General features: G+C 41.7%; 18 protein-coding genes. 12 read left to right on the top strand and 6 right to left on the bottom strand.

Annotation, left to right across the window (positions count from 1 at the left end; genetic code table 11):
- Nucleotides 1-36: 36 nt before the first annotated feature.
- Complete coding sequence (gene lnt / locus LXF01_RS14645; RefSeq protein WP_233944629.1) at nucleotides 37-1,596, bottom strand: apolipoprotein N-acyltransferase; 1,560 nt, start codon at nucleotides 1,594-1,596, stop codon at nucleotides 37-39.
- Nucleotides 1,593-2,432: an HlyC/CorC family transporter gene (locus LXF01_RS14640; RefSeq protein WP_078189781.1), complete on the bottom strand. Its 840-nt coding sequence runs from the start codon at nucleotides 2,430-2,432 to the stop codon at nucleotides 1,593-1,595. Before LXF01_RS14640 ends, lnt begins: the two co-directional genes overlap by 4 nt.
- A 200-nt stretch (nucleotides 2,433-2,632) precedes the next feature.
- Here LXF01_RS14640 and tusA point away from each other — a divergent pair, with 200 nt between their 5' ends.
- From tusA to LXF01_RS14620, 4 genes are all read left to right on the top strand, one after another.
- Complete coding sequence (tusA, locus tag LXF01_RS14635; RefSeq protein WP_078189780.1) at nucleotides 2,633-2,890, top strand: sulfurtransferase TusA; 258 nt, start codon at nucleotides 2,633-2,635, stop codon at nucleotides 2,888-2,890.
- Between the two features lie 133 nt (nucleotides 2,891-3,023).
- Nucleotides 3,024-5,768 carry a type VI secretion system Vgr family protein gene (locus tag LXF01_RS14630; protein ID WP_233944628.1) on the top strand — a complete coding sequence of 915 codons (2,745 nt, stop codon included), beginning with the start codon at nucleotides 3,024-3,026 and terminating at the stop codon, nucleotides 5,766-5,768.
- A gap of 1 nt (nucleotide 5,769) precedes the next feature.
- A complete protein-coding gene (locus tag LXF01_RS14625; RefSeq protein WP_233944627.1) occupies nucleotides 5,770-6,657 on the top strand; it encodes a hypothetical protein in 888 nt (295 codons plus the stop codon).
- Nucleotides 6,647-7,204 (top strand): hypothetical protein, encoded by a 558-nt coding sequence (locus tag LXF01_RS14620; RefSeq protein ID WP_233944626.1) that lies wholly within the window; start codon nucleotides 6,647-6,649, stop codon nucleotides 7,202-7,204. The genes LXF01_RS14625 and LXF01_RS14620 overlap by 11 nt, the downstream gene beginning before the upstream one ends.
- 200 nt (nucleotides 7,205-7,404) lie before the next feature.
- Here LXF01_RS14620 and LXF01_RS14615 read toward each other — a convergent pair whose 3' ends face one another.
- Nucleotides 7,405-9,117: an electron transfer flavoprotein-ubiquinone oxidoreductase gene (locus tag LXF01_RS14615; protein ID WP_233944625.1), complete on the bottom strand. Its 1,713-nt coding sequence runs from the start codon at nucleotides 9,115-9,117 to the stop codon at nucleotides 7,405-7,407.
- A gap of 194 nt (nucleotides 9,118-9,311) precedes the next feature.
- On the opposite strand from LXF01_RS14615, the gene LXF01_RS14610 reads away from it, so the two are divergent.
- From LXF01_RS14610 to LXF01_RS14590, 5 genes are all read left to right on the top strand, one after another.
- On the top strand, nucleotides 9,312-9,920 hold the full coding sequence (locus tag LXF01_RS14610; RefSeq protein WP_233944624.1) for a DUF1285 domain-containing protein: 609 nt from the start codon (nucleotides 9,312-9,314) through the stop codon (nucleotides 9,918-9,920).
- A 48-nt stretch (nucleotides 9,921-9,968) separates the two neighbouring features.
- Nucleotides 9,969-10,853, top strand: coding sequence for a glutamate racemase (gene murI / locus LXF01_RS14605; RefSeq protein ID WP_067764041.1), 885 nt, complete (start codon nucleotides 9,969-9,971; stop codon nucleotides 10,851-10,853).
- Between the two features lie 121 nt (nucleotides 10,854-10,974).
- Complete coding sequence (locus tag LXF01_RS14600; protein WP_180089038.1) at nucleotides 10,975-12,003, top strand: DUF4062 domain-containing protein; 1,029 nt, start codon at nucleotides 10,975-10,977, stop codon at nucleotides 12,001-12,003.
- Nucleotides 12,004-12,068: 65 nt separating this feature from the next.
- Nucleotides 12,069-13,091 carry a ferrochelatase gene (hemH, locus tag LXF01_RS14595; protein WP_233944623.1) on the top strand — a complete coding sequence of 341 codons (1,023 nt, stop codon included), beginning with the start codon at nucleotides 12,069-12,071 and terminating at the stop codon, nucleotides 13,089-13,091.
- A gap of 12 nt (nucleotides 13,092-13,103) precedes the next feature.
- A complete protein-coding gene (locus tag LXF01_RS14590) occupies nucleotides 13,104-13,748 on the top strand; it encodes an MBL fold metallo-hydrolase (protein WP_180078086.1) in 645 nt (214 codons plus the stop codon).
- 87 nt (nucleotides 13,749-13,835) lie between these two features.
- Here the strand turns inward: LXF01_RS14590 and LXF01_RS14585 are convergent, their stop codons facing one another.
- The gene (locus LXF01_RS14585) at nucleotides 13,836-14,021 is read right to left on the bottom strand and encodes a DNA gyrase inhibitor YacG (protein WP_078189771.1); all 186 of its coding nucleotides are present in this window, start codon (nucleotides 14,019-14,021) and stop codon (nucleotides 13,836-13,838) included.
- An 83-nt stretch (nucleotides 14,022-14,104) separates the two neighbouring features.
- Between LXF01_RS14585 and LXF01_RS14580 the strand changes: the two genes are divergently transcribed.
- From LXF01_RS14580 to LXF01_RS14570, 3 genes are all read left to right on the top strand, one after another.
- Nucleotides 14,105-14,755 (top strand): SAM-dependent methyltransferase, encoded by a 651-nt coding sequence (locus LXF01_RS14580; RefSeq protein WP_180026647.1) that lies wholly within the window; start codon nucleotides 14,105-14,107, stop codon nucleotides 14,753-14,755.
- A 6-nt stretch (nucleotides 14,756-14,761) separates the two neighbouring features.
- Complete coding sequence (locus LXF01_RS14575) at nucleotides 14,762-15,967, top strand: TIGR03862 family flavoprotein (protein WP_233944622.1); 1,206 nt, start codon at nucleotides 14,762-14,764, stop codon at nucleotides 15,965-15,967.
- Between the two features lie 73 nt (nucleotides 15,968-16,040).
- Nucleotides 16,041-16,451 (top strand): GFA family protein, encoded by a 411-nt coding sequence (locus tag LXF01_RS14570; RefSeq protein WP_233944621.1) that lies wholly within the window; start codon nucleotides 16,041-16,043, stop codon nucleotides 16,449-16,451.
- A gap of 139 nt (nucleotides 16,452-16,590) precedes the next feature.
- Here LXF01_RS14570 and LXF01_RS14565 read toward each other — a convergent pair whose 3' ends face one another.
- Together LXF01_RS14565 and LXF01_RS14560 are read right to left on the bottom strand one after the other, a co-directional pair.
- Nucleotides 16,591-17,166 (bottom strand): hypothetical protein, encoded by a 576-nt coding sequence (locus LXF01_RS14565; RefSeq protein ID WP_233944620.1) that lies wholly within the window; start codon nucleotides 17,164-17,166, stop codon nucleotides 16,591-16,593.
- 9 nt (nucleotides 17,167-17,175) lie between these two features.
- On the bottom strand, nucleotides 17,176-17,952 hold the full coding sequence (locus LXF01_RS14560) for a class I SAM-dependent methyltransferase (protein WP_233944619.1): 777 nt from the start codon (nucleotides 17,950-17,952) through the stop codon (nucleotides 17,176-17,178).
- Nucleotides 17,953-17,978 lie beyond the last annotated feature (26 nt).

The raw sequence follows: 17,978 nt of genomic DNA, 5'->3' as shown, positions 1-17,978 counted from the left end.
CCAAAGCTCGGTTTTTTTTGATCTTTTGTAGCGGAATCAACGGCGTGATTTAAAAGAAATATCAACTTTACGCGGGCGATAAATCCAACCGAGAACCAATAACAAGAATGAAAAAATCAACACAGGCCAATCACTTAAGCGAGTGTAAAGCGTTTCGCCTTGCATGGCAGGTAAATCACCACGCAGTACCGCATCTTTATCCATCGGTGCCTGCTTCACAATGTGACCATTATGATCAATAAAGGCGGTAATACCTGTATTGGTTGCACGAATAAACCAACGGCCATTTTCTTTGGCACGCATTTGAACCATTTGTAGGTGTTGATGCGGGCTCGCTGTTCCAGTAAACCATGCGTCATTGGAAATAGTCACTAGGTAGTCACTTTGACTGGCATTACGACGGGTTAAGTTGGGATAAGCCACTTCATAGCAAATCGCAGCACCTAAATCATGACCTTTAACATTCAAAGGCTTTTGGTTATTTTCACCACGTGAAAAGCCACTCATCGACGGGTCATTTTGTAGGGCAGGTAGTACCCAACTTAGCATCCCTGAAAGTGGAATGTATTCACCAAAGGGGACTAGACGTTGCTTCTTGTATAGACCAGAAGATTCATCACCAGTTGCCATGATGGTGTTGTAATACATAGGGTGTTGGTTTTGCTGTGATTCTGCCAAGTCCCAATAGGGAATACCTGTCACCCAAGCCGTACCTGTTTTATTGGCTTGGACTTTCATCGCATCCAAAAACGGCTCTATATCGGTTTGGAACATGGGAATGGAGGATTCTGGCCAAACAATGACATCACGGCCCCATTCTGTCCGACTTAATGACGCATACTTCATTAAGGTTTGAGCTTGGTATTCTGTTAACCATTTTAAATCTTGTGGAATATTGCCTTGAATTAAGGAAACACTCAGCGGTTTTTCATTTTTAGGCTGAACAAATTGCAGTTGCGCTGCACCCCATGCACCGAGCAAAACAAGGGCAGAGGGAACAATCCAAAAGATGCGTTTACGCAGGATTTCAACCAAGGCGCAGGCCAATACAATGACCGCGAAAGATACTCCAAAGATCCCGAATAATGGCGCATAGCCATCGAGGAATCGTTCAGTAAAGGCATAACCTGCAAACAGCCATGGAAAACCGGTAAAGACCCAAGTTTTACTCCACTCGAAAAACACCCACAGTGGCGCAAAGGTCAGTGGTGTTTCTGGAAAGAAGCGTCGGTAGAGCCAACTCTGAACTGCGGTAAACAGCCCCATCACAATTGCCATAATGGCAATCATCAAAATACTGAGTGCTGAATTGGTATCACCATAGACATGGATCGAGGTATACAGCCAAAAAGCCCCGACAAACCATAAGCCAAAGCCATAAGCTAGACCAATGAAAAACGATTGTTTAGGGGCACGCTGACTTAGGCAGGCATATAGCAGGGCTGGAGATAAAATTGCCAACCACCAATAATGATAAGGTGCCAGCGACAAGCTGAATATGGCACCTGAAAATAATGCGATCAGCAAAGGATAGATGAAAGGTAGCTGTTTTTTTTGTTGTGAATGGTTTAGCAGCTTATCAAAGTAGGTTCTCATTTACGGACAGCTCGGATCAGATGAATGGTACGTGCATCTGCCTCCAAAATGGTAAATTCCCAGTTTTCAAGTTCAATCACTTGACCTTGTAAATCACTGACCAAGCCCATTTCTTGTAGCAGTAAGCCGCCCACAGTTTCTACTTCATCATCTGAAAAATCAGCATCTAAAAGATTGTTAAAGTGTTCAATTGGTGTAAGTGCTTGAACCAACCATGTATTTGCACTTAGTGGGTCTTCATCTGGAATGATAAATTGAGCTTCTTCATCGACTTTGTCATGTTCATCTTCAATTTCACCCACAATTTCTTCAAGAATGTCTTCTAAAGTGACTAAACCTGAAGTTGTACCATATTCATCAATCACAACAGCGATATGGGTTTGAGTATTTTTTAACATACGTAAAACTTGGTCAGAGCGTGCGCTCTCGGGTACAAATAAGGGTTGACGCATTAATGCACGAATATCGACTTTGGTGGTCGGTTCTGTCAAAAATGGCAACAAATCTTTGGCCAAGAGAATACCGACGACATTGTCAGGCTGGTCTGAGGAAAAGACAGGGAAACGTGAGTGTGCTGATTCAACAAGTACATGCAAAATATCTAATAGCTCATCATCTTCTTGTAAGCTGATCATCGCAGTACGGGGGGTCATGACCTCGCGGATTTTAGTTGCAGGTAAGTCGAGTACCCCTTCGAGCATGGCAACTGTATCGGGTTCTAAGAAGCGACGTGAATCTTGTACCAATTTCAACAGTTCGTCACGGGTTTCTGGTGCAGTGCCCAGCCATTTACGTAAGCCGCGCATGCCCCACGACGGGCCGGATTCCTCTTGCATGATCTTTCCTAAAGACTCTTAATATCTAATAAATGATGATTTTATCATACCGTAGAAAATACAGTTGTCTATTGTTAATGTTGATCTAGATGATGAGCGATCAAGTCATTTTAAGAGACTTTCACCTGCATTTTTCAAGCTAACATTCAGTCTTCAGGATTATGCTAAAATAGCGTTAGATTTTAATGCTGAGTTTTCTAATGTCTGAGCCTTCTGTGCCCCCATCAATTCAATTAAACACCCGTGGCTTACGTTGCCCTGAGCCTGTGATGATGTTGCATCAAGCCATTCGTAAATCAAAATCGGGCGATATTGTTGAGGTTTTTGCAACAGATAATTCGACCTCTTGGGATATTCCGAAATTTTGTATGCATTTAGGGCATGAGCTTTTGCTTCAAGAAGAACGTCTTGATGAAAATGGAAATAAAGAATTCCATTATTTGGTTCAGAAAGGTTAATTTAAGAGATTGTAAAAAATAATAATTATTAAGATGTTACATTTTTATTAATAAAATAGGCTGGTCAAGTCTGATGGCTAGCCTATATCATTCGCAGCATAATTATACAAAGTTTAAAAAACAGACTTTTAAAATGTTAAATTCGATTGCTCTTATACTTGAAAAATTAGGCTTATCTGCCCAAAAACGTGCCATTCATGTGCAATTTTCCAACCCTGCGTTGAATGATGAGCTTTTTATTCAACGTATTGATGGGGAGCATGTCTTAAACCAAGGCCTGCAAGCGACTTTGATTTGCCTATCCACCAATGCCCTTATTCCGTTAAAACAATTTATTGGCGCACAGGTCGCGGTTGATCAAGTGACTGATCAGGGCGAACTCTTCCGTACCACGGGTATTATTACCGAAGCCACCCAAGGGCAGAGTGACGGTTCACTCACGCTATATAAACTCACTTTAGAAGATGCAACATCGCTGTGGCATAAGCGCCGCAACAGCCGTGTGTTTATGAACAAATCGGTGCGTGATGTCAGTGAAACTCTTTTTAAAGAATGGCAAAGCAAAAGTCCGCTCTTTGCTGCCAGTCTAACGCTAGATCTAAGCGGTTTAAGCCAAAACTATGATGTCCGACCTTTCATCATGCAGTCGAATGAAAGCGATTATGACTTTTTAACGCGACTTTGGCGCAGTGAAGGCATTAACTGGCTCATCGATGAAGCACAGTTGAAAGTGCCGCATTCCTCAGTGCTAATTGAAAAACAAAAACTCCGCCTGATTGATGACAATAGCCAATATCAAGCGCTCAGCCGTCGTAGTATCCGCTTTCATCGTTCTAGCGCCACTGAAAAACAAGACAGCATCACCAGCTTGATCGGTGAGCGTAGCATTCAACCGACTGCGGTCCATGTGCAGCGCTGGCAAGCTGATGGACTCAGCCAAGAAGAAGGCGCAGGCTCAGTTCAAAGTAAACATCAGCATAGCCAAAGCCAAGACAATGCCAGCTTAAGTTTGGAACAAGCATGGCATATCAGCCCTGCATGGATGCAAGACTTAAAAGGCGAAGACCAAGCTACGGCTTCATCCAATAGCCAAATTGAAAAACTGAATCAAAACCTAACGCGCTATCACGAGCTACAATCTAAAAAATTCAGTGCACAATCGACTGTGCGTGATACACAAGTCGGTTATTGGTTTGAACTGAATGAACACCCTGAAATTGATCAACACAGTGGTGCAGACAAACAATTTTTAATCACAGAAAAGAAATTCTATAACCAAAATAACTTACCCAAAGATCTCACTGAACAGGTCAATCAACTGATTGAACAAAGCCAGTGGAATATTAAACCCATCCATGAACAGGCCGAGCGTCAGGCCAATCAGCTCACATTACAGCGCCGCAATATTTCGACAGTTCCTGAATATAACCCACTCGAACACCGTCCAAGCACCCATCCGCAACGTGCTAAAGTCGTTGGGCCAAGTGGTGAAGAAATACATGTCGATGAATGGGGGCGTATCAAAGTCCGCTTCTTATTTACCCGTGGTGATGACCACAGCCATGATGGCGGTGCAGGCAGCAATGATAATGATACGGACTCTGCATGGGTCGATGTACTGACTCCATGGGCAGGTGAAGGTTATGGCGCACGCTTCTTGCCACGCATTAATGAAATTGTAGTCATTGATTTTTTTGACGGCAACATCGACCGACCATTTGTGGTGGGGCGTATACATGAGGCACAGCGCAGTCCGACCCAATTTGATGGTAAAGGAAAACTGCCAGACACCAAAAAACTAGCTGGAATAAAAAGTAAGGAAGTCCAAGGTGAAGGCTTTGGACAACTGCGCTTTGATGACACGACTGGACAAATATCGACACAATTACAAAGCACCCATGGTGCCACTCAGCTCAACCTCGGGAACCTCAGTCATCCCAAAGAAACCGCAGAAAGTGAGGGAAGAGGCGAAGGCTTTGAACTGAGAACCGACCAATGGGGTGCAGTGCGTGCAGGACAAGGGCTACTTGTCAGCACACACCCACAACAACAAGCAGCAGCAATGCACCTCGACGCACAAGCGGCGAAAGAACAAATCGAAGCCAATTTAAACAGCAGTAAAGCCTTAAGTGAAGTGGCGAAAAATCAACAAACTGACCCACTTGAAGTCTTAGATAACCTAAAAAACTTCCTTGGACAAATCGAAAAAGGCAGTAAAGAAAAAGCTGATGCCTTTAAACAAGCCTTAATGATTTTATCTGCACCAAACTCAATTGCTGTGAGTAGTCAGGAAGATGTTCATCTTTCAGCAGATGGACAGATCAGCCAAAGTGCAGGCGATAGCATCAACCTTAGCAGTCAAAAATCCTTAATTGCCCATGCACAAAGCAAGATCAGTCTATTTGCGGCACAAGAAGGATTACGAGCTTATGCAGGCAAAGGCAAAGTTGAAATCCAAGCTCAAGGTGATGGGGCAGATTTGATTGCCCGAAAAGGTATTCAAATTATTTCCACGGAAGATACAGTTGAAATTAAAGCGAGTAAGAAAATAGTACTGACAGCAGGCGGTAGTCAAATCGAAATCAGCAGTGCGGGTGTATTGCCTACTACGGCTGGAAAGTTTGAGGTGAAGGCGGGGCAGCATAAGTTTGTATCGGGCGGAAAAATTAACTTTGATGTTCCATATTTGCCAAGTAAGGATACATATTCCCATCAGTTTATTCTAAAGAATAATAAAGGAGCATTAATGCCAGATACGAATTATGTGTTGACTGATATTAATGGAAAGAAAATTAGAGGAATAACGGATAAAGATGGTAAAACTAAGAGAATTTATACCTCTGAGAAAGAAAAATTTAGTTTAGATGTAGATATTTAATATGAAAAATAAAGAATATGAAACGAATGTAGAGAAACCAATAACAGAAGTTCAATTAGATGAATATTATGTTGTGATTGGTACGGAAACAAATTTGCCCGAGTTGGCATACTTACCTAAAAAAACGGTTTTGTTAAAAACACGAAATCACCATGATTTAAAAACACCTTTGCCTGAAAATAATAATACTGCAGAGTGGGGGCATGGTTTTTTTTATGTTACAAAAAATGATGAAGTTTTTAGTTTTTTCAGCTATGGGCCTGCTGGAGATGAAAGTAATATTACAGGTAATACTTCAACATGTGATTATCCTATCACTGAAGTTACTCATTTATATAGGTTAAAAATTTCTGAACAACATGCTAAAAATATAGCTCTTGATGTAAATAAAATTAGAAAGAAAAGTAATAGTATTATTTTCGATGAAGAGAAGAATGAATATGTAAATAATGAAAGTGCTGGAAAAGACAAAAAAAAATATAGAGCCTTAACAAATTCGACATGTGCAAAAGAAGCAGAAAAAATTTTAAAAAAACATTTAGGAGTAAAAGTGCCTGATGGAAATGGTTACATAAAATATGGAGTTTTTTCTATACCAGCAGTAAATCCTTATTCTTGGTGGGAAAAATTACAAAAATCTTCATTGGAAAAGTTAAAATATCCTGAGTTTCCAAAAACTGGAAAAGCTGAAATTAAGCTAGGCAAAGTTCTAAGTGATGGAATGTCAGAATTTGTTCATCGGCTTTATGGACCAAATTTATCTGATTACTACGAAGCTGATAGTATTATTTGGCGAACTGGCGATGATGCTGCTAAAGATGAGTATTGGTTTCTACAAGTAGGTGATCCTGACCCTTTAATAGAATGGGGGTATATTAATGAAGAATAAATATTTTTTTTTCTTATTGTTTTTAGCCTGCAGTCAATTTTCTAATGCTCATTCTGATGATATGCAATTGTCTATAAGTGAAAAGGTTACTATGAATAGTCAAAATATATGTGATACTTTAAAAGGGCTTATTAGTATTGCAAAAACAAATAAATTAAATAGCGTTAAAATTTTAGGACCATTTCAGCGACATATTTTGAAGGATGGTAGGGTTGGTAGTTGGGGGATGTATATGTTACCTAAGGAAACACTTGGGATGCCTGGAAAAATTGTCCTTTATTTACAAGATAATAAAATCACCGATATAATTTTATCTCCTTCAGCAAAACATCATTTTAATTCTAATTTATTTTTAAATGAAAAGTGTTTTAGAGATGAAAGTTTATCTTTTATTAGGGCTGATGAAGTAAAAAATAGCGAATATAAATTTGTAAATATATTCTCATTATCAAATAATGGGTTTACATATGATTTTAGATTTTTTTCTGATGAAAAATATTTAGGAAAAGATATAAGTTTTAACAGGTTAACTATTAAAATTCAGTAGTAGGTTTTATATAGTGAGAGTGTCAAATAAACCATATAAAATTTTTACATGAAATGATTTTATTGACTATTTTATGATTAGTTTGTATGAAGTTTATGCCGATCAGATTATGGTTGATGCCAATTTTCGATTTGAATTATCACTAAAATACTGAAATAAACAAACCCGCCTAAGCGGGTTTATTTTTATCTCAAGAGAGATTACATATTCGGATAGTTAGGACCACCACCACCTTCAGGTGTTACCCAAGTAATGTTTTGTGATGGATCTTTAATATCACACGTCTTACAGTGCACACAGTTTGCCGCGTTAATTTGGAAACGCTTAGAACCGTCATTTTCTTCCATAATTTCATAAACGCCAGCAGGGCAGTAGCGCTGAGCAGGCTCATCCCATTTTGGTAAGTTCACATTTACAGGAATAGAAGCATCTGTCAATTTCAAGTGAGCAGGTTGGTTCTCTTCATGTACCGTATTTGATACGAATACTGAAGACAAACGGTCAAATGTAATTTTACCATCTGGTTTTGGATAATTCGGTTTGAAGTTCGCAGCATCGACAGTTTTTAAAGCGCTGAAGTCGGGCTGTAAGTCATGCAGCGTGAACGGCACTTTAAAGATGTTTTGATCAATAAAGTTGAACGCACCACCCATCCATTGACCAAACTTATGCATAGCAGGGCCGAAGTTACGAGAGTTATATAACTCTTCTTTCAACCAACTGTTGTTGAACTTGTCTGTGTACGCAGTTAACTCTTTAGCGAAGAAGTCTTCACCTTCAGTCACACGTGCAATGGCAAGGTCACCACCTTTTTCCACACCCGCAGCAATCGCTTCAAATACAGCTTCACCGCACAGCATGCCTGATTTCATTGCTGTATGAGAGCCTTTGATTTTCGCAAAGTTTAGGAAACCTGCGTCATCACCAATTAAGCTACCACCTGGGAAAGTGAATTTAGGTAGTGAGTTGAAGCCACCTTTTACAACCGCACGTGCGCCATAAGAAATACGCTTACCACCCTCAAGATATTGCTTGATCAGTGGATGTGTTTTCCAACGCTGCATTTCCATAAATGGATACATGTGTGGATTGGTATATGATAAGTCAACGATCATGCCCAAAGTCACTTGGTTGTTCTCAGCGTGGTATAACCACCAACCGCCTGAAGAACCTGTTTCACTTAAAGGCCAACCTGCACCGTGCATCACCAAACCTGGTTTGTGCTTAGCAGGATCGATTTCCCAAAGTTCTTTAATACCAATACCGTAATGTTGCGGATCAGCATCTTTATCTAAGTTGAATTTTTGGATTAAACGTTTACCCAAATGACCACGACAGCCTTCAGCAAATAATGTGTATTTGGCGTGAAGTTCATAGCCAGGGGTAAAGTTGTGCGTTGGTTCGCCATCTTTACCAATGCCCATGTCACCAGTCTGAATACCTTTCACAGTACCATCTTCATGGTAAAGGATTTCAGACGCAGCAAAGCCTGGGAAAATAGACACTTCTAACTCTTCGGCTTTAGCACCTAACCAGCGAACCACGTTACCTAACGAAATAACATAGTTGCCATCGTTATGCATGGTTTTTGGCACCATCCAATGCGGTGCTTCTTGTGATTTTTCATCAGACAATAAGAAGAAGGTTTTATCTTCAGTCACAGGCACATTTAACGGTGCGCCTTGTTCTTTCCAATCTGGGAACAATTCATTCATCGCGCGGGGTTCAAGCACAGCACCCGATAGAATATGCGCACCCACTTCGGAGCCCTTTTCCACGACACAAACGGACAGATCGTTTAGGTTATTTTCAATTGCAAGTTGACGAATTTTAATCGCAGCAGATAGGCCGGCAGGACCTGCACCGACGATAACTACGTCAAACTCCATCGATTCACGTTCGATGTGTTCCATGTAGGACTCCTCATATTTCGGAAGGTGGCATCCATTCAATTCATTTAAATGGTGCTGCCATGAGTGTTCTTAATGCCCAGACACAATTTTTCTATCGTGTCTTTGATATTGTGGGCTAGTATAGTTTTAAACCGAGTTCTAGCCAATTGGCTGAATCATATTATTTTTCCGTCACTAAGGTATTTATTAGGCGGATGAAGCAGCAATTGAACGAAAACCCGACGAAAAAATTCATTAATAGGGATGATAGAAATTTAATGAACATTGCACAATACTTAAAAGATGGACAGTCCGGTCACAAAAGGTCAATCCCCCCATTAGATCAATGGCATCCAAAGCATTGTGGTGCAATGGATTTGAAGGTTTTAGCCAATGGCGAATGGTGGCACGATGGTCAATTAATCAAACGGCAAGCACTCATTGATCTGTTCTCAACCGTGCTTTGGAAAGAAGACAGCAAGTTCTATTTAAAGACCCCAGTCGAGCAGATTGAAATACAGGTAGAAGATGAGCCTTTATTTGTTAATCAAGTCGATATGCTTGAGCTAGAAAATAAGCGCTATATCCAGTTTACGACCACAACACAAGACGTGATTGTTGTGGATGATGAACATCCTATTTTTATGCGTGAATATCAAGGTGAATTGCGCCCTTATGTACATGTACGTTTTGGAATTAATGCACTGATCCAGCGTGCCGCATTCTTTCATTTGGTTGAGATGGGTGAACTGCTTGAAAATGAAAAAGGTGAATCCATTTTAGTGTTACAAAGTGGTGATTTGCGCTTGCAATTAGGCACCTGAGGTTTAAGCTTTCCACCTTGTCATTCTGAACAACATATAAGTGATCCTATGACCGCCATTCACCCCATTTACCCACTGGATGTACCCATGCCGAAAGCTGGCGCAGATGCACCGATCGGTTTATTTGATTCGGGGATTGGTGGCTTATCTGTGGCTTTAGAAATTGCGCGCTACTTGCCGAATGAACGTATTGTGTATTATGCCGATACTGCACATGTACCCTATGGGCCACGTGATGATCAAAATATACGTGAGTTGACTGCACATGCCATAGAGTGGTTATACCGCCAAGGCTGTAAAGTCGCGGTGGTGGCATGCAATACGGCATCGGCATTTAGTTTGGATTATTTGCGTGAACACTACGGTGAGAACTTTCCGATTATTGGATTAGTTCCTGCCTTAAAACCTGCTGTATTACAGACCAAAAGTAAAACAGTGGCTGTTCTTGCAACGCCTGCGACTTTTCGTGGAAAGTTGATTAAAGATGTGATGCATCGTTTTGCTGAGCCGGCAGGGGTCAATGTTCTGACTGTTACCAGTTTGGAATTAGTACCCTTTGTAGAAGCAGGTGCGCAGATGAGTGAGGCTTGTCTTAACACATTAACTGAGGTTTTACAGCCAGTTGTAAATCAAGGTGCAGATTTTTTAGTGCTTGGATGTACACATTACCCCTTCCTAAAATCGGCAATTCAGTATATTTTTGGTCAGAAGCTGACATTAATTGACTCAGGTTTTGCAGTTGCACGACAAACAGCCCGAATTTTGATTAAAAATGAGTTATTATTTGATCAGAAACGAGAAAATTGTTTGCGTATAGAATGCTATGTCAGTGGCAATAATGCGGAAAATTTAAAACCGGTTGTGGCGCGCCTGATTCAAGATGATATTTCTTGGAACATTGCCAACATCGGACTTATAAGTTCAGAAGACTAAATCAGTCATTTTGGACAACGTTAAATGAAAAAATTAGTTTTTTATTGGGGTAGTCATGTCGCATTTTCCAGCTAAGATCAATTCGATGCTGAGTGCGTTATGCAGCGGGAGAGGATCACTAATGCTCGATAAGCGTTATCAAGTATTCATTTCCACATCTGGTAGCGAAATGCAGCCAGAACGGATTATTTTGGCTCAGACGCTTGTGGGAATGGGGTTTTTCTCATGGGGGCTAGAACAACGCACACCATTGAGCACTGCTTTTGCACGTCGTCAAATTGACGATTGTGACTATGTGATGATTTTATTGGGTAGTCAATACGGTGAGCAGTCTGTGTCTGGTGTGGGCTATATGCACCTTGAATACATCTATGCGGTGACCAAGCAAAAACCTGTCATTGTGTTTATGCATGATGATCCAAATTCACGTGATGATGCGTTACATGATGCTAAACCTGAACTTCGTGAAAAATTTAAAGAATTTAGAAAACTATTACAAAATGAAGTTGATCAAGTTTTTACCTATCGTAGTTTGCGTGATTTAGAAATGGCAGTTCGATTGAACATGCCACAAATGCTAGAACGCTATCCTGTTACAGGTTGGGTGCGACCACAGAATACTCAAGCTTTACATGATGAAATTGATCGTTTAAAAGCCCAGTTAGTTCAACTCGAAACAGAGTCGGGAAAACGCGAAGTTGATCCGTTCTTATCTTTACCAAAAGTGTCGATGCATGAACTATTTTCATTTGAATACCGCATGCACGCTTATCAAGATGGTAATTTCAAAGAATTAAAAGTACAGAAGAAAATGACGTGGGCGCAGCTCTTGTCGATTTTAGGCGCAACCTTTGTTAATCCAACCCCTGAAGAATTCTTCTCTAAACGAATGAATGAGTTTTTGAATGAAACAGGTTTGGATGATGCACGTATTGAGATGCCACGTGCTCATGCGGTTGCGCGGGCACAAGTGAATATTCGTGCTTTACACAGCATTAAAAGCCAGATGCGGCAGAATGACTGGATTGTGCCCAATGGCCGAGATGACCGTCAGCGGATGTTGTGGCAAGTGACCAGTAAAGGTCAAAAATTGCTAGAAAGTAATTTGCTTGATAATGATCGAGTTTTTCAATTTAAATCTGCATATTAATCTATTTTATTAAATAGACAAAAAGCTGCTACATTAGCGTCATTGAAATTGATGGAATAAGCGTAATGTTGCCTGCCGAAAAAGCTAAAGTCACCATTATTCTGGCGAATCTAGGTACGCCTGATGCGCCAACTGTGCCCGCAGTGCGTCGTTTTCTGCAACAGTTTTTGTCAGATCAGCGGGTGATTGAAATCCCGAAACCGATATGGCAAATCATTCTACGTTTGTTTATTTTGCCATTTCGCCCTAAACGTGTTGCACATGCTTATGACATGGTTTGGGGTAATGATTCGCCCATGCGTGAAATTTTATTTGAGCAAGTTGCCGCAGTAAAACAGCATCTCACAGCAAAATATCCAGAATTTGAACTGAATGTGATTCCGGCCATGACTTATGGTAATCCAGGGATTTCTACCGCTTTAGCGCAATTGGCTGAGCAGCCTCAAGACCACATTCTATTATTTCCGTTGTTTCCACAGTATTCAGCAACATCTACGGCACCTTTATACGATGCCATTGCTAAATGGATTCCACAGCAGCGTAATTTGCCGGGTTTGACCATTATTCGTGACTACTATCAGCACCCGCTATTTATTCAAGCTTTAGCGCAAAGTGTGCGTGATTATCAAGCGGAGCATGGGGTCGCGGATAAGTTGCTGATGTCTTTTCATGGCATTCCACAGCCTTATGCTGATAAAGGTGATCCCTATGCAGATCGTTGCCGTGTGACGGGTCATTTGGTTGCAAAAGCCTTGGGTTTAACTGCTGAACAGTATGAGATTAGTTTCCAATCGCGCTTTGGTAAGCAAGAATGGGTGAAACCTTATACCGATGCCACTTTGGAAGCGTGGGGCAAACAAGGCGTGAAATCGGTACAGGTTATGAGCCCTGCATTTTCAGCGGATTGTTTGGAAACGCTAGAAGAGTTGGCGCTGCAAAATGCTGAAACTTTCCAAGCTGCAGGCGGTGGTGAATATGGCTATATTCCCGCATTAAACGCGCGGGATGATCATGTCGCATTGCTCAATTTATTACTTCAAGCTAATCTTGATGCCTTAAAGCAAACATTAGCCCATTCATCGCCTTGAGGTTTTCGCCCTATGTTGCAAGTTAAAATCGTTCCCGTCACGGCATTTCAACAAAACTGTTCCATTGTTTGGGACTCTGAGTCGAAAGAAGCGGTCTTGATTGATGCAGGGGGAGAGCCGGAAAAATTAAAAGCTGAAGTTGAAGCGCTCGGTTTAACGGTCAAAGCCTTGTGGTTGACACATGGCCATTTAGACCATGCAGGTGCGGTTGGCGCATTAACCCAAGCATGGAATGTTCCAGTGATTGGCCCGCATAAAGAAGATGCATTTTGGCTCGACATGATTCAAGACGTATCAGCCAAATATGGCTTTCCGATTCCTGAAAATGTCCATGTGACCCAATGGTTAGAAGGCGGCGAAACACTGAAACTGGGTGAAGAAGAGTTTGAAGTACGTTTTGCACCGGGGCATACACCAGGCCACGTTATGTTCTATAACGCTAAATATGGTGTGTTATGGACGGGTGATGTTTTATTTAAAGGTTCTATCGGCCGGACAGATTTTCCACGCGGTAACCATCAACAATTACTCGACTCCATTCAGCGTGAATGTTTTAGCTTGCCAGATGACACCCAGTTTATTTCAGGGCATGGTCCAATGAGTACGATTGGTTATGAAAAACAACATAACCCTTTCGTTGCTGGTAAAGCGGGTTAAGCAATATGCTTTAACTGGATTCGTTAAAATAAAAAAAGGTCTACTAAGTTAGACCTTTTTTTATATTTAAATCTGAGCTAAACGTATTTAGAACTGATCTTCTTCACGGCCACCATCAGCCTGAGGTGCATCTTGTGTCGGCAGACGATATTCATCATTGGCCCATGCACCGAGATCAATCAATTTACAACGATCTGAGCAAAACGGGCGATATTCATTATTTTCCCAAGTCGTCAATGCGCCGCAGCGTGGACAATTCATGGTGGTGGGCATGCTTAACTCCAGCAAAAACGGATGATTCAATTAGGCAAATACAGTCGCAGTTGTTAGACTTATGCCGTTCTGTTTAGTTTGATCTGTTTATGCCTATTCGTCAATTTCAAGCGCAGCGTATGCGAGCTCCCCGTGATTTTCAGCCGATTGATTCCACACCGATTTGTGTGGAAATTGGGGCTGGTAAAGGTAAACATGCATTATTATTTTCAGCCAATCACCCTGAATTTCAATTGATTGCTGTTGAGCGGACACGTGAAAAATTTGTGGCAATGCAAAAGCAGCATCAACTTGAAGGGCAAAGCAATTTAACTCCAATTCATGCTGATGCATTACCTTGGGTAGTACATGCCTTACATCCTGCGCAAGTACAGCAATTCTTTATTTTGTATCCAAACCCTGAACCGCATAATCCTGCACAGCGCTGGTTAAATATGCCATTTTTTGAATTTCTATTGTCGCGTTTGCAGCCGGGTGGTCAGATTACCTTGGCGAGTAATATTCCTGAATATATTGAGGAAGCACAGCAGCAGTTAATCGATGTTTGGAAGCTACCTTTTGTCAAAGAACGCATTGCAGAGACTTCAGCACGCACGCATTTTGAAATTAAATATCTAGAACGCGGTGAACTCTGTCAGCAGCTAATCATTACCAAGCCTGTAGATTACACCACACGTTTTGATGATTTTCAGCCGCTACAAGGTAAGCAACCCACCGAAGCATCTGCGGAATAATTGGGCATGACTCAGCGTATTGCAATCATTGGGGCAGGGCCTGCGGGATTGATGGCTGCGGAAGTGCTTAGCCAATTTGACTATGACATTCATGTTTATGAGCAAAAACCATCGGCAGCCCGTAAATTTTTAATGGCGGGCAAGACGGGGCTGAATATTTCGCATGCAGAACCCGTTGAACAATTTGTGCAGCGCTATGATCAAGTGGAATGGCTGAGTCCATGGGTTAAGCAGTGGGATGCAGCATGGATTCAACAATGGATGAAGGGGTTGGGCATTGAAACCTATATTGGTTCATCGGGTCGGGTCTTTCCTATTGAAATGAAAGCTGCGCCTTTACTGCGTGCATGGTTAAAACGTCTCAGTCTAGATGGGGTGCAGTTTCATTATCGACATCAAGTTTTGGACTTACAGTCCAATCAGCTAACGATTCAAAACCTTGTTGATAAATCAAGTCAAGTGCTTGGCTTTGATGCAATTATTATGGCATGTGGCGCAGTGTCTTGGTCACGTTTAGGCAGTGATGGCGCATGGCAAAAATGGCTGCAGCCTGAGAGTATTGAAGCTTTTCAGGCCAGTAATGCCGGTGTGGAACGCGTTTGGTCGAAGTTCATGCAGCCCGTGTTTGGACAGCCTTTAAAGCGGGTCAATGCATGGGTCGAGCAAGCCGAGCCGACCCAAGGTGATATCATCATTTCACACTATGGACTGGAAAGTGGATTGATCTACAAACAAGGTCGAGCACTGCGTCAACAGGTGAAATCTGCTCAGCCCATGCAGCTGACTTTGGACTTATTGCCAGATCAAAGTGTTGAGCAATTGGCTAAGAAATTACAGCCTTCGAAAAAGCAATCTTTAACCAATGTTTGGCGTAAAGCCGGTTTAGATGTGGCGAAAGCTGCGCTGGTTCGTGAACTGGTGGATAAATTTTTGTGGCATGAGCCGGCCTTACTAGCAGCGAAAATTAAACATTTAGATATTCACCTTGATGGATTTCGCCCGATAGATGAGGCGATTAGCTGCGCAGGTGGTGTGAAGCGTTCAGTCCTAAATGATGGCTTACAATTGAAGAGCAATCCTGCAGTATTTGCTTGCGGTGAAATGTTGGATTGGGATGCGCCTACTGGGGGCTATTTGCTGACAGCATGCCTTGCAACCGGTCGAGCAGCGGGCGAAGGGGTTCAAAACTATCTGGTTTCTTTGCAGAGCTAAGCGCTTCAAATTGTCACAATCTTGCTGAGAAGTTGTGATATTTTGAGATGAAATTCTTCTAAGAAAGACCACTATGCGCTTACAAGAACAATATACTGGAAGCTGCTTGTGTGGAGCGGTTTGTTATGAGATCAATGGTCCGATTGGTGAGATCGTGCAATGTCATTGTTCTCTGTGTAGAAAAGCCTATGGTACAGCATTTGCGACCAATGCCCCGATTGCTAAAGCAGAATTTAAAATTGTGGCTGGTGAGCAGTTTCTGAAACAGTATGCGTCTACCGCTACCACACAGCGCTGTTTTTGTAGTGAGTGTGGTTCGCCGATCATCAGTATAAAGGCCGAAACGCCGGATTATTACCGTCTACGAATAGGCACTTTAGACACGCCTCTGACGCAGAAACCGCCCCGTCATATCTTTGTCGCATCCAAAGCAGAATGGGATGATATTGCAGGTGATTTACCACAATATGCTGAACGACCATAGCTTAAATCAAGATTGAGCAATCACTTCAAGGGCATGGATGTGCCCTTGAAGTTGAGTTTATGTTGTGTCTTTGAGCTCGTGTCACCTTCTCATTCATCCACGTTGAATTTCGGTAAATAGATTGCAACAGGGTGGATGATTAGGGTTGTCGAGTTTTTTGTAGTTCAGGATATTGTTCCTGCCAATGTCCCAATTGTTCTTGAGCATGAATAAACTGACCGAGACCTTTGATACTGTCACTTGGATTTTTTAACTCGCCATCGGCTGCTTGATTTTTCTCACGATAAATTTGTGATTGATTGTCCCAATATTGATACATCAAGCCTTGAATATAACGGCCTTGCTCAGTTTTCATTTCGAGTTCTTTGAGCATATTCAGCGCCGACTGGATGTTGTCACGCTTACGCTGTGTGGCAAATTCATCAGTGAGTTTTCCTTCCTCACGCAGTTTCATCAGCTCATCTTCCATCTCATCGCTAATTTGACTAAAGCTCTCGTCATATTGCGTCAGAAGCGTGAGGTCGTGTAGATCATCTGGGGTCTTGGCAAAGTTTTTAATAGGATCACTATTCAGCTCTTTCATGATTTGATCGTCGGAACTGATTTCACTATTTTGTTCCACCGTTTTTGATGATTTTTCACATGCAGTGAGTCCTAAGACTGTACCCATGAGGAAGATGACACTGAGTTTTTTTAAAGAGATTGGCAAGAGCATAATCGTGTCCTAATGTGTTTTTCTAAAGATATAGACATGCGTGATATAGGGGAAATCAATGAAATCCTGTGCCGTCTTTTGAGTTGATTCAGCCATGATATTTTCAAATTGTTGTTTCAGTTTTTGTTGTTCATCCGTGCTTAACGCTGCAATAAAACTGGTGGACAATAATCGTTTGGAAACCACGTGTTCCACTGTACCATGATGCAATTGTTGAAAGGTGGTTTCGGCAATTAATTTAAATGTTTGCTGCTGCTCAAACACTTTTTGCCATTGCCCACTATGATAACGTGGTGTGTCACCTTCGAGTTCACTCAAGACATCAGCGAGTTGTTTGACCCAATTGACTTGGATATCACGCTGGTTCCAAATCAAAACAAGATCCCCATTGGGAACTAAGATACGACTGATTTCATTGAGGGTTTCAGGGGTGGCAAACCAATGAAATGATTGGGCACAAAATACCGCTGCTACAGAATGATCATGCAGTGGAATCTGATCACTTTGGGCGGCTAAAGTTGCAATATGCGGATGTTTTTTCTGCAATTGTTGCAGCATTTCATGCACAGGTTCGATCGCGGTGATATTTTCACTGAGTGGGCGAATATACTCGAGAAATTTGCCTGTACCTGAGCCTAAGTCCACCAGATGGGCTTGAGGGGCTAAAGCTAAATGTTGTTGTAGCCACGCACTGATTTCAATCGGGTAGTCAGGACGGGCTTGTTGATAGAGTTCAGCTGCAGAGCTAAAGCCTTGTTGTGCGGCAGGATGTATTGAATGTGTCATATTCTGCACTTTTTAATCTGTATGGC

This window comes from Acinetobacter sp. SH20PTE14 (genome assembly GCF_021391555.1).
Lineage (GTDB): Bacteria > Pseudomonadota > Gammaproteobacteria > Pseudomonadales > Moraxellaceae > Acinetobacter > Acinetobacter amyesii.
Note: the sequence above shows the minus strand (reverse complement) of the source record. Positions and strands in the feature narration are given on the sequence as shown.

Excerpts from the sequence above, each read along its gene's own strand:
- lnt (WP_233944629.1), bottom strand. The coding sequence starts at position 1,596 with ATGAGAACCTACTTTGATAAGCTGCTAAACCATTCACAACAAAAAAAA.
- LXF01_RS14640 (WP_078189781.1), bottom strand. The coding sequence starts at position 2,432 with ATGCAAGAGGAATCCGGCCCGTCGTGGGGCATGCGCGGCTTACGTAAA.
- tusA (WP_078189780.1), top strand. The coding sequence starts at position 2,633 with ATGTCTGAGCCTTCTGTGCCCCCATCAATTCAATTAAACACCCGTGGC.
- LXF01_RS14630 (WP_233944628.1), top strand. The coding sequence starts at position 3,024 with ATGTTAAATTCGATTGCTCTTATACTTGAAAAATTAGGCTTATCTGCC.
- LXF01_RS14625 (WP_233944627.1), top strand. The coding sequence starts at position 5,770 with ATGAAAAATAAAGAATATGAAACGAATGTAGAGAAACCAATAACAGAA.
- LXF01_RS14620 (WP_233944626.1), top strand. The coding sequence starts at position 6,647 with ATGAAGAATAAATATTTTTTTTTCTTATTGTTTTTAGCCTGCAGTCAA.
- LXF01_RS14615 (WP_233944625.1), bottom strand. The coding sequence starts at position 9,117 with ATGGAACACATCGAACGTGAATCGATGGAGTTTGACGTAGTTATCGTC.
- LXF01_RS14610 (WP_233944624.1), top strand. The coding sequence starts at position 9,312 with ATGAAGCAGCAATTGAACGAAAACCCGACGAAAAAATTCATTAATAGG.
- murI (WP_067764041.1), top strand. The coding sequence starts at position 9,969 with ATGACCGCCATTCACCCCATTTACCCACTGGATGTACCCATGCCGAAA.
- LXF01_RS14600 (WP_180089038.1), top strand. The coding sequence starts at position 10,975 with ATGCTCGATAAGCGTTATCAAGTATTCATTTCCACATCTGGTAGCGAA.
- hemH (WP_233944623.1), top strand. The coding sequence starts at position 12,069 with ATGTTGCCTGCCGAAAAAGCTAAAGTCACCATTATTCTGGCGAATCTA.
- LXF01_RS14590 (WP_180078086.1), top strand. The coding sequence starts at position 13,104 with ATGTTGCAAGTTAAAATCGTTCCCGTCACGGCATTTCAACAAAACTGT.
- LXF01_RS14585 (WP_078189771.1), bottom strand. The coding sequence starts at position 14,021 with ATGCCCACCACCATGAATTGTCCACGCTGCGGCGCATTGACGACTTGG.
- LXF01_RS14575 (WP_233944622.1), top strand. The coding sequence starts at position 14,762 with ATGACTCAGCGTATTGCAATCATTGGGGCAGGGCCTGCGGGATTGATG.
- LXF01_RS14570 (WP_233944621.1), top strand. The coding sequence starts at position 16,041 with ATGCGCTTACAAGAACAATATACTGGAAGCTGCTTGTGTGGAGCGGTT.
- LXF01_RS14565 (WP_233944620.1), bottom strand. The coding sequence starts at position 17,166 with ATGCTCTTGCCAATCTCTTTAAAAAAACTCAGTGTCATCTTCCTCATG.
- LXF01_RS14560 (WP_233944619.1), bottom strand. The coding sequence starts at position 17,952 with ATGACACATTCAATACATCCTGCCGCACAACAAGGCTTTAGCTCTGCA.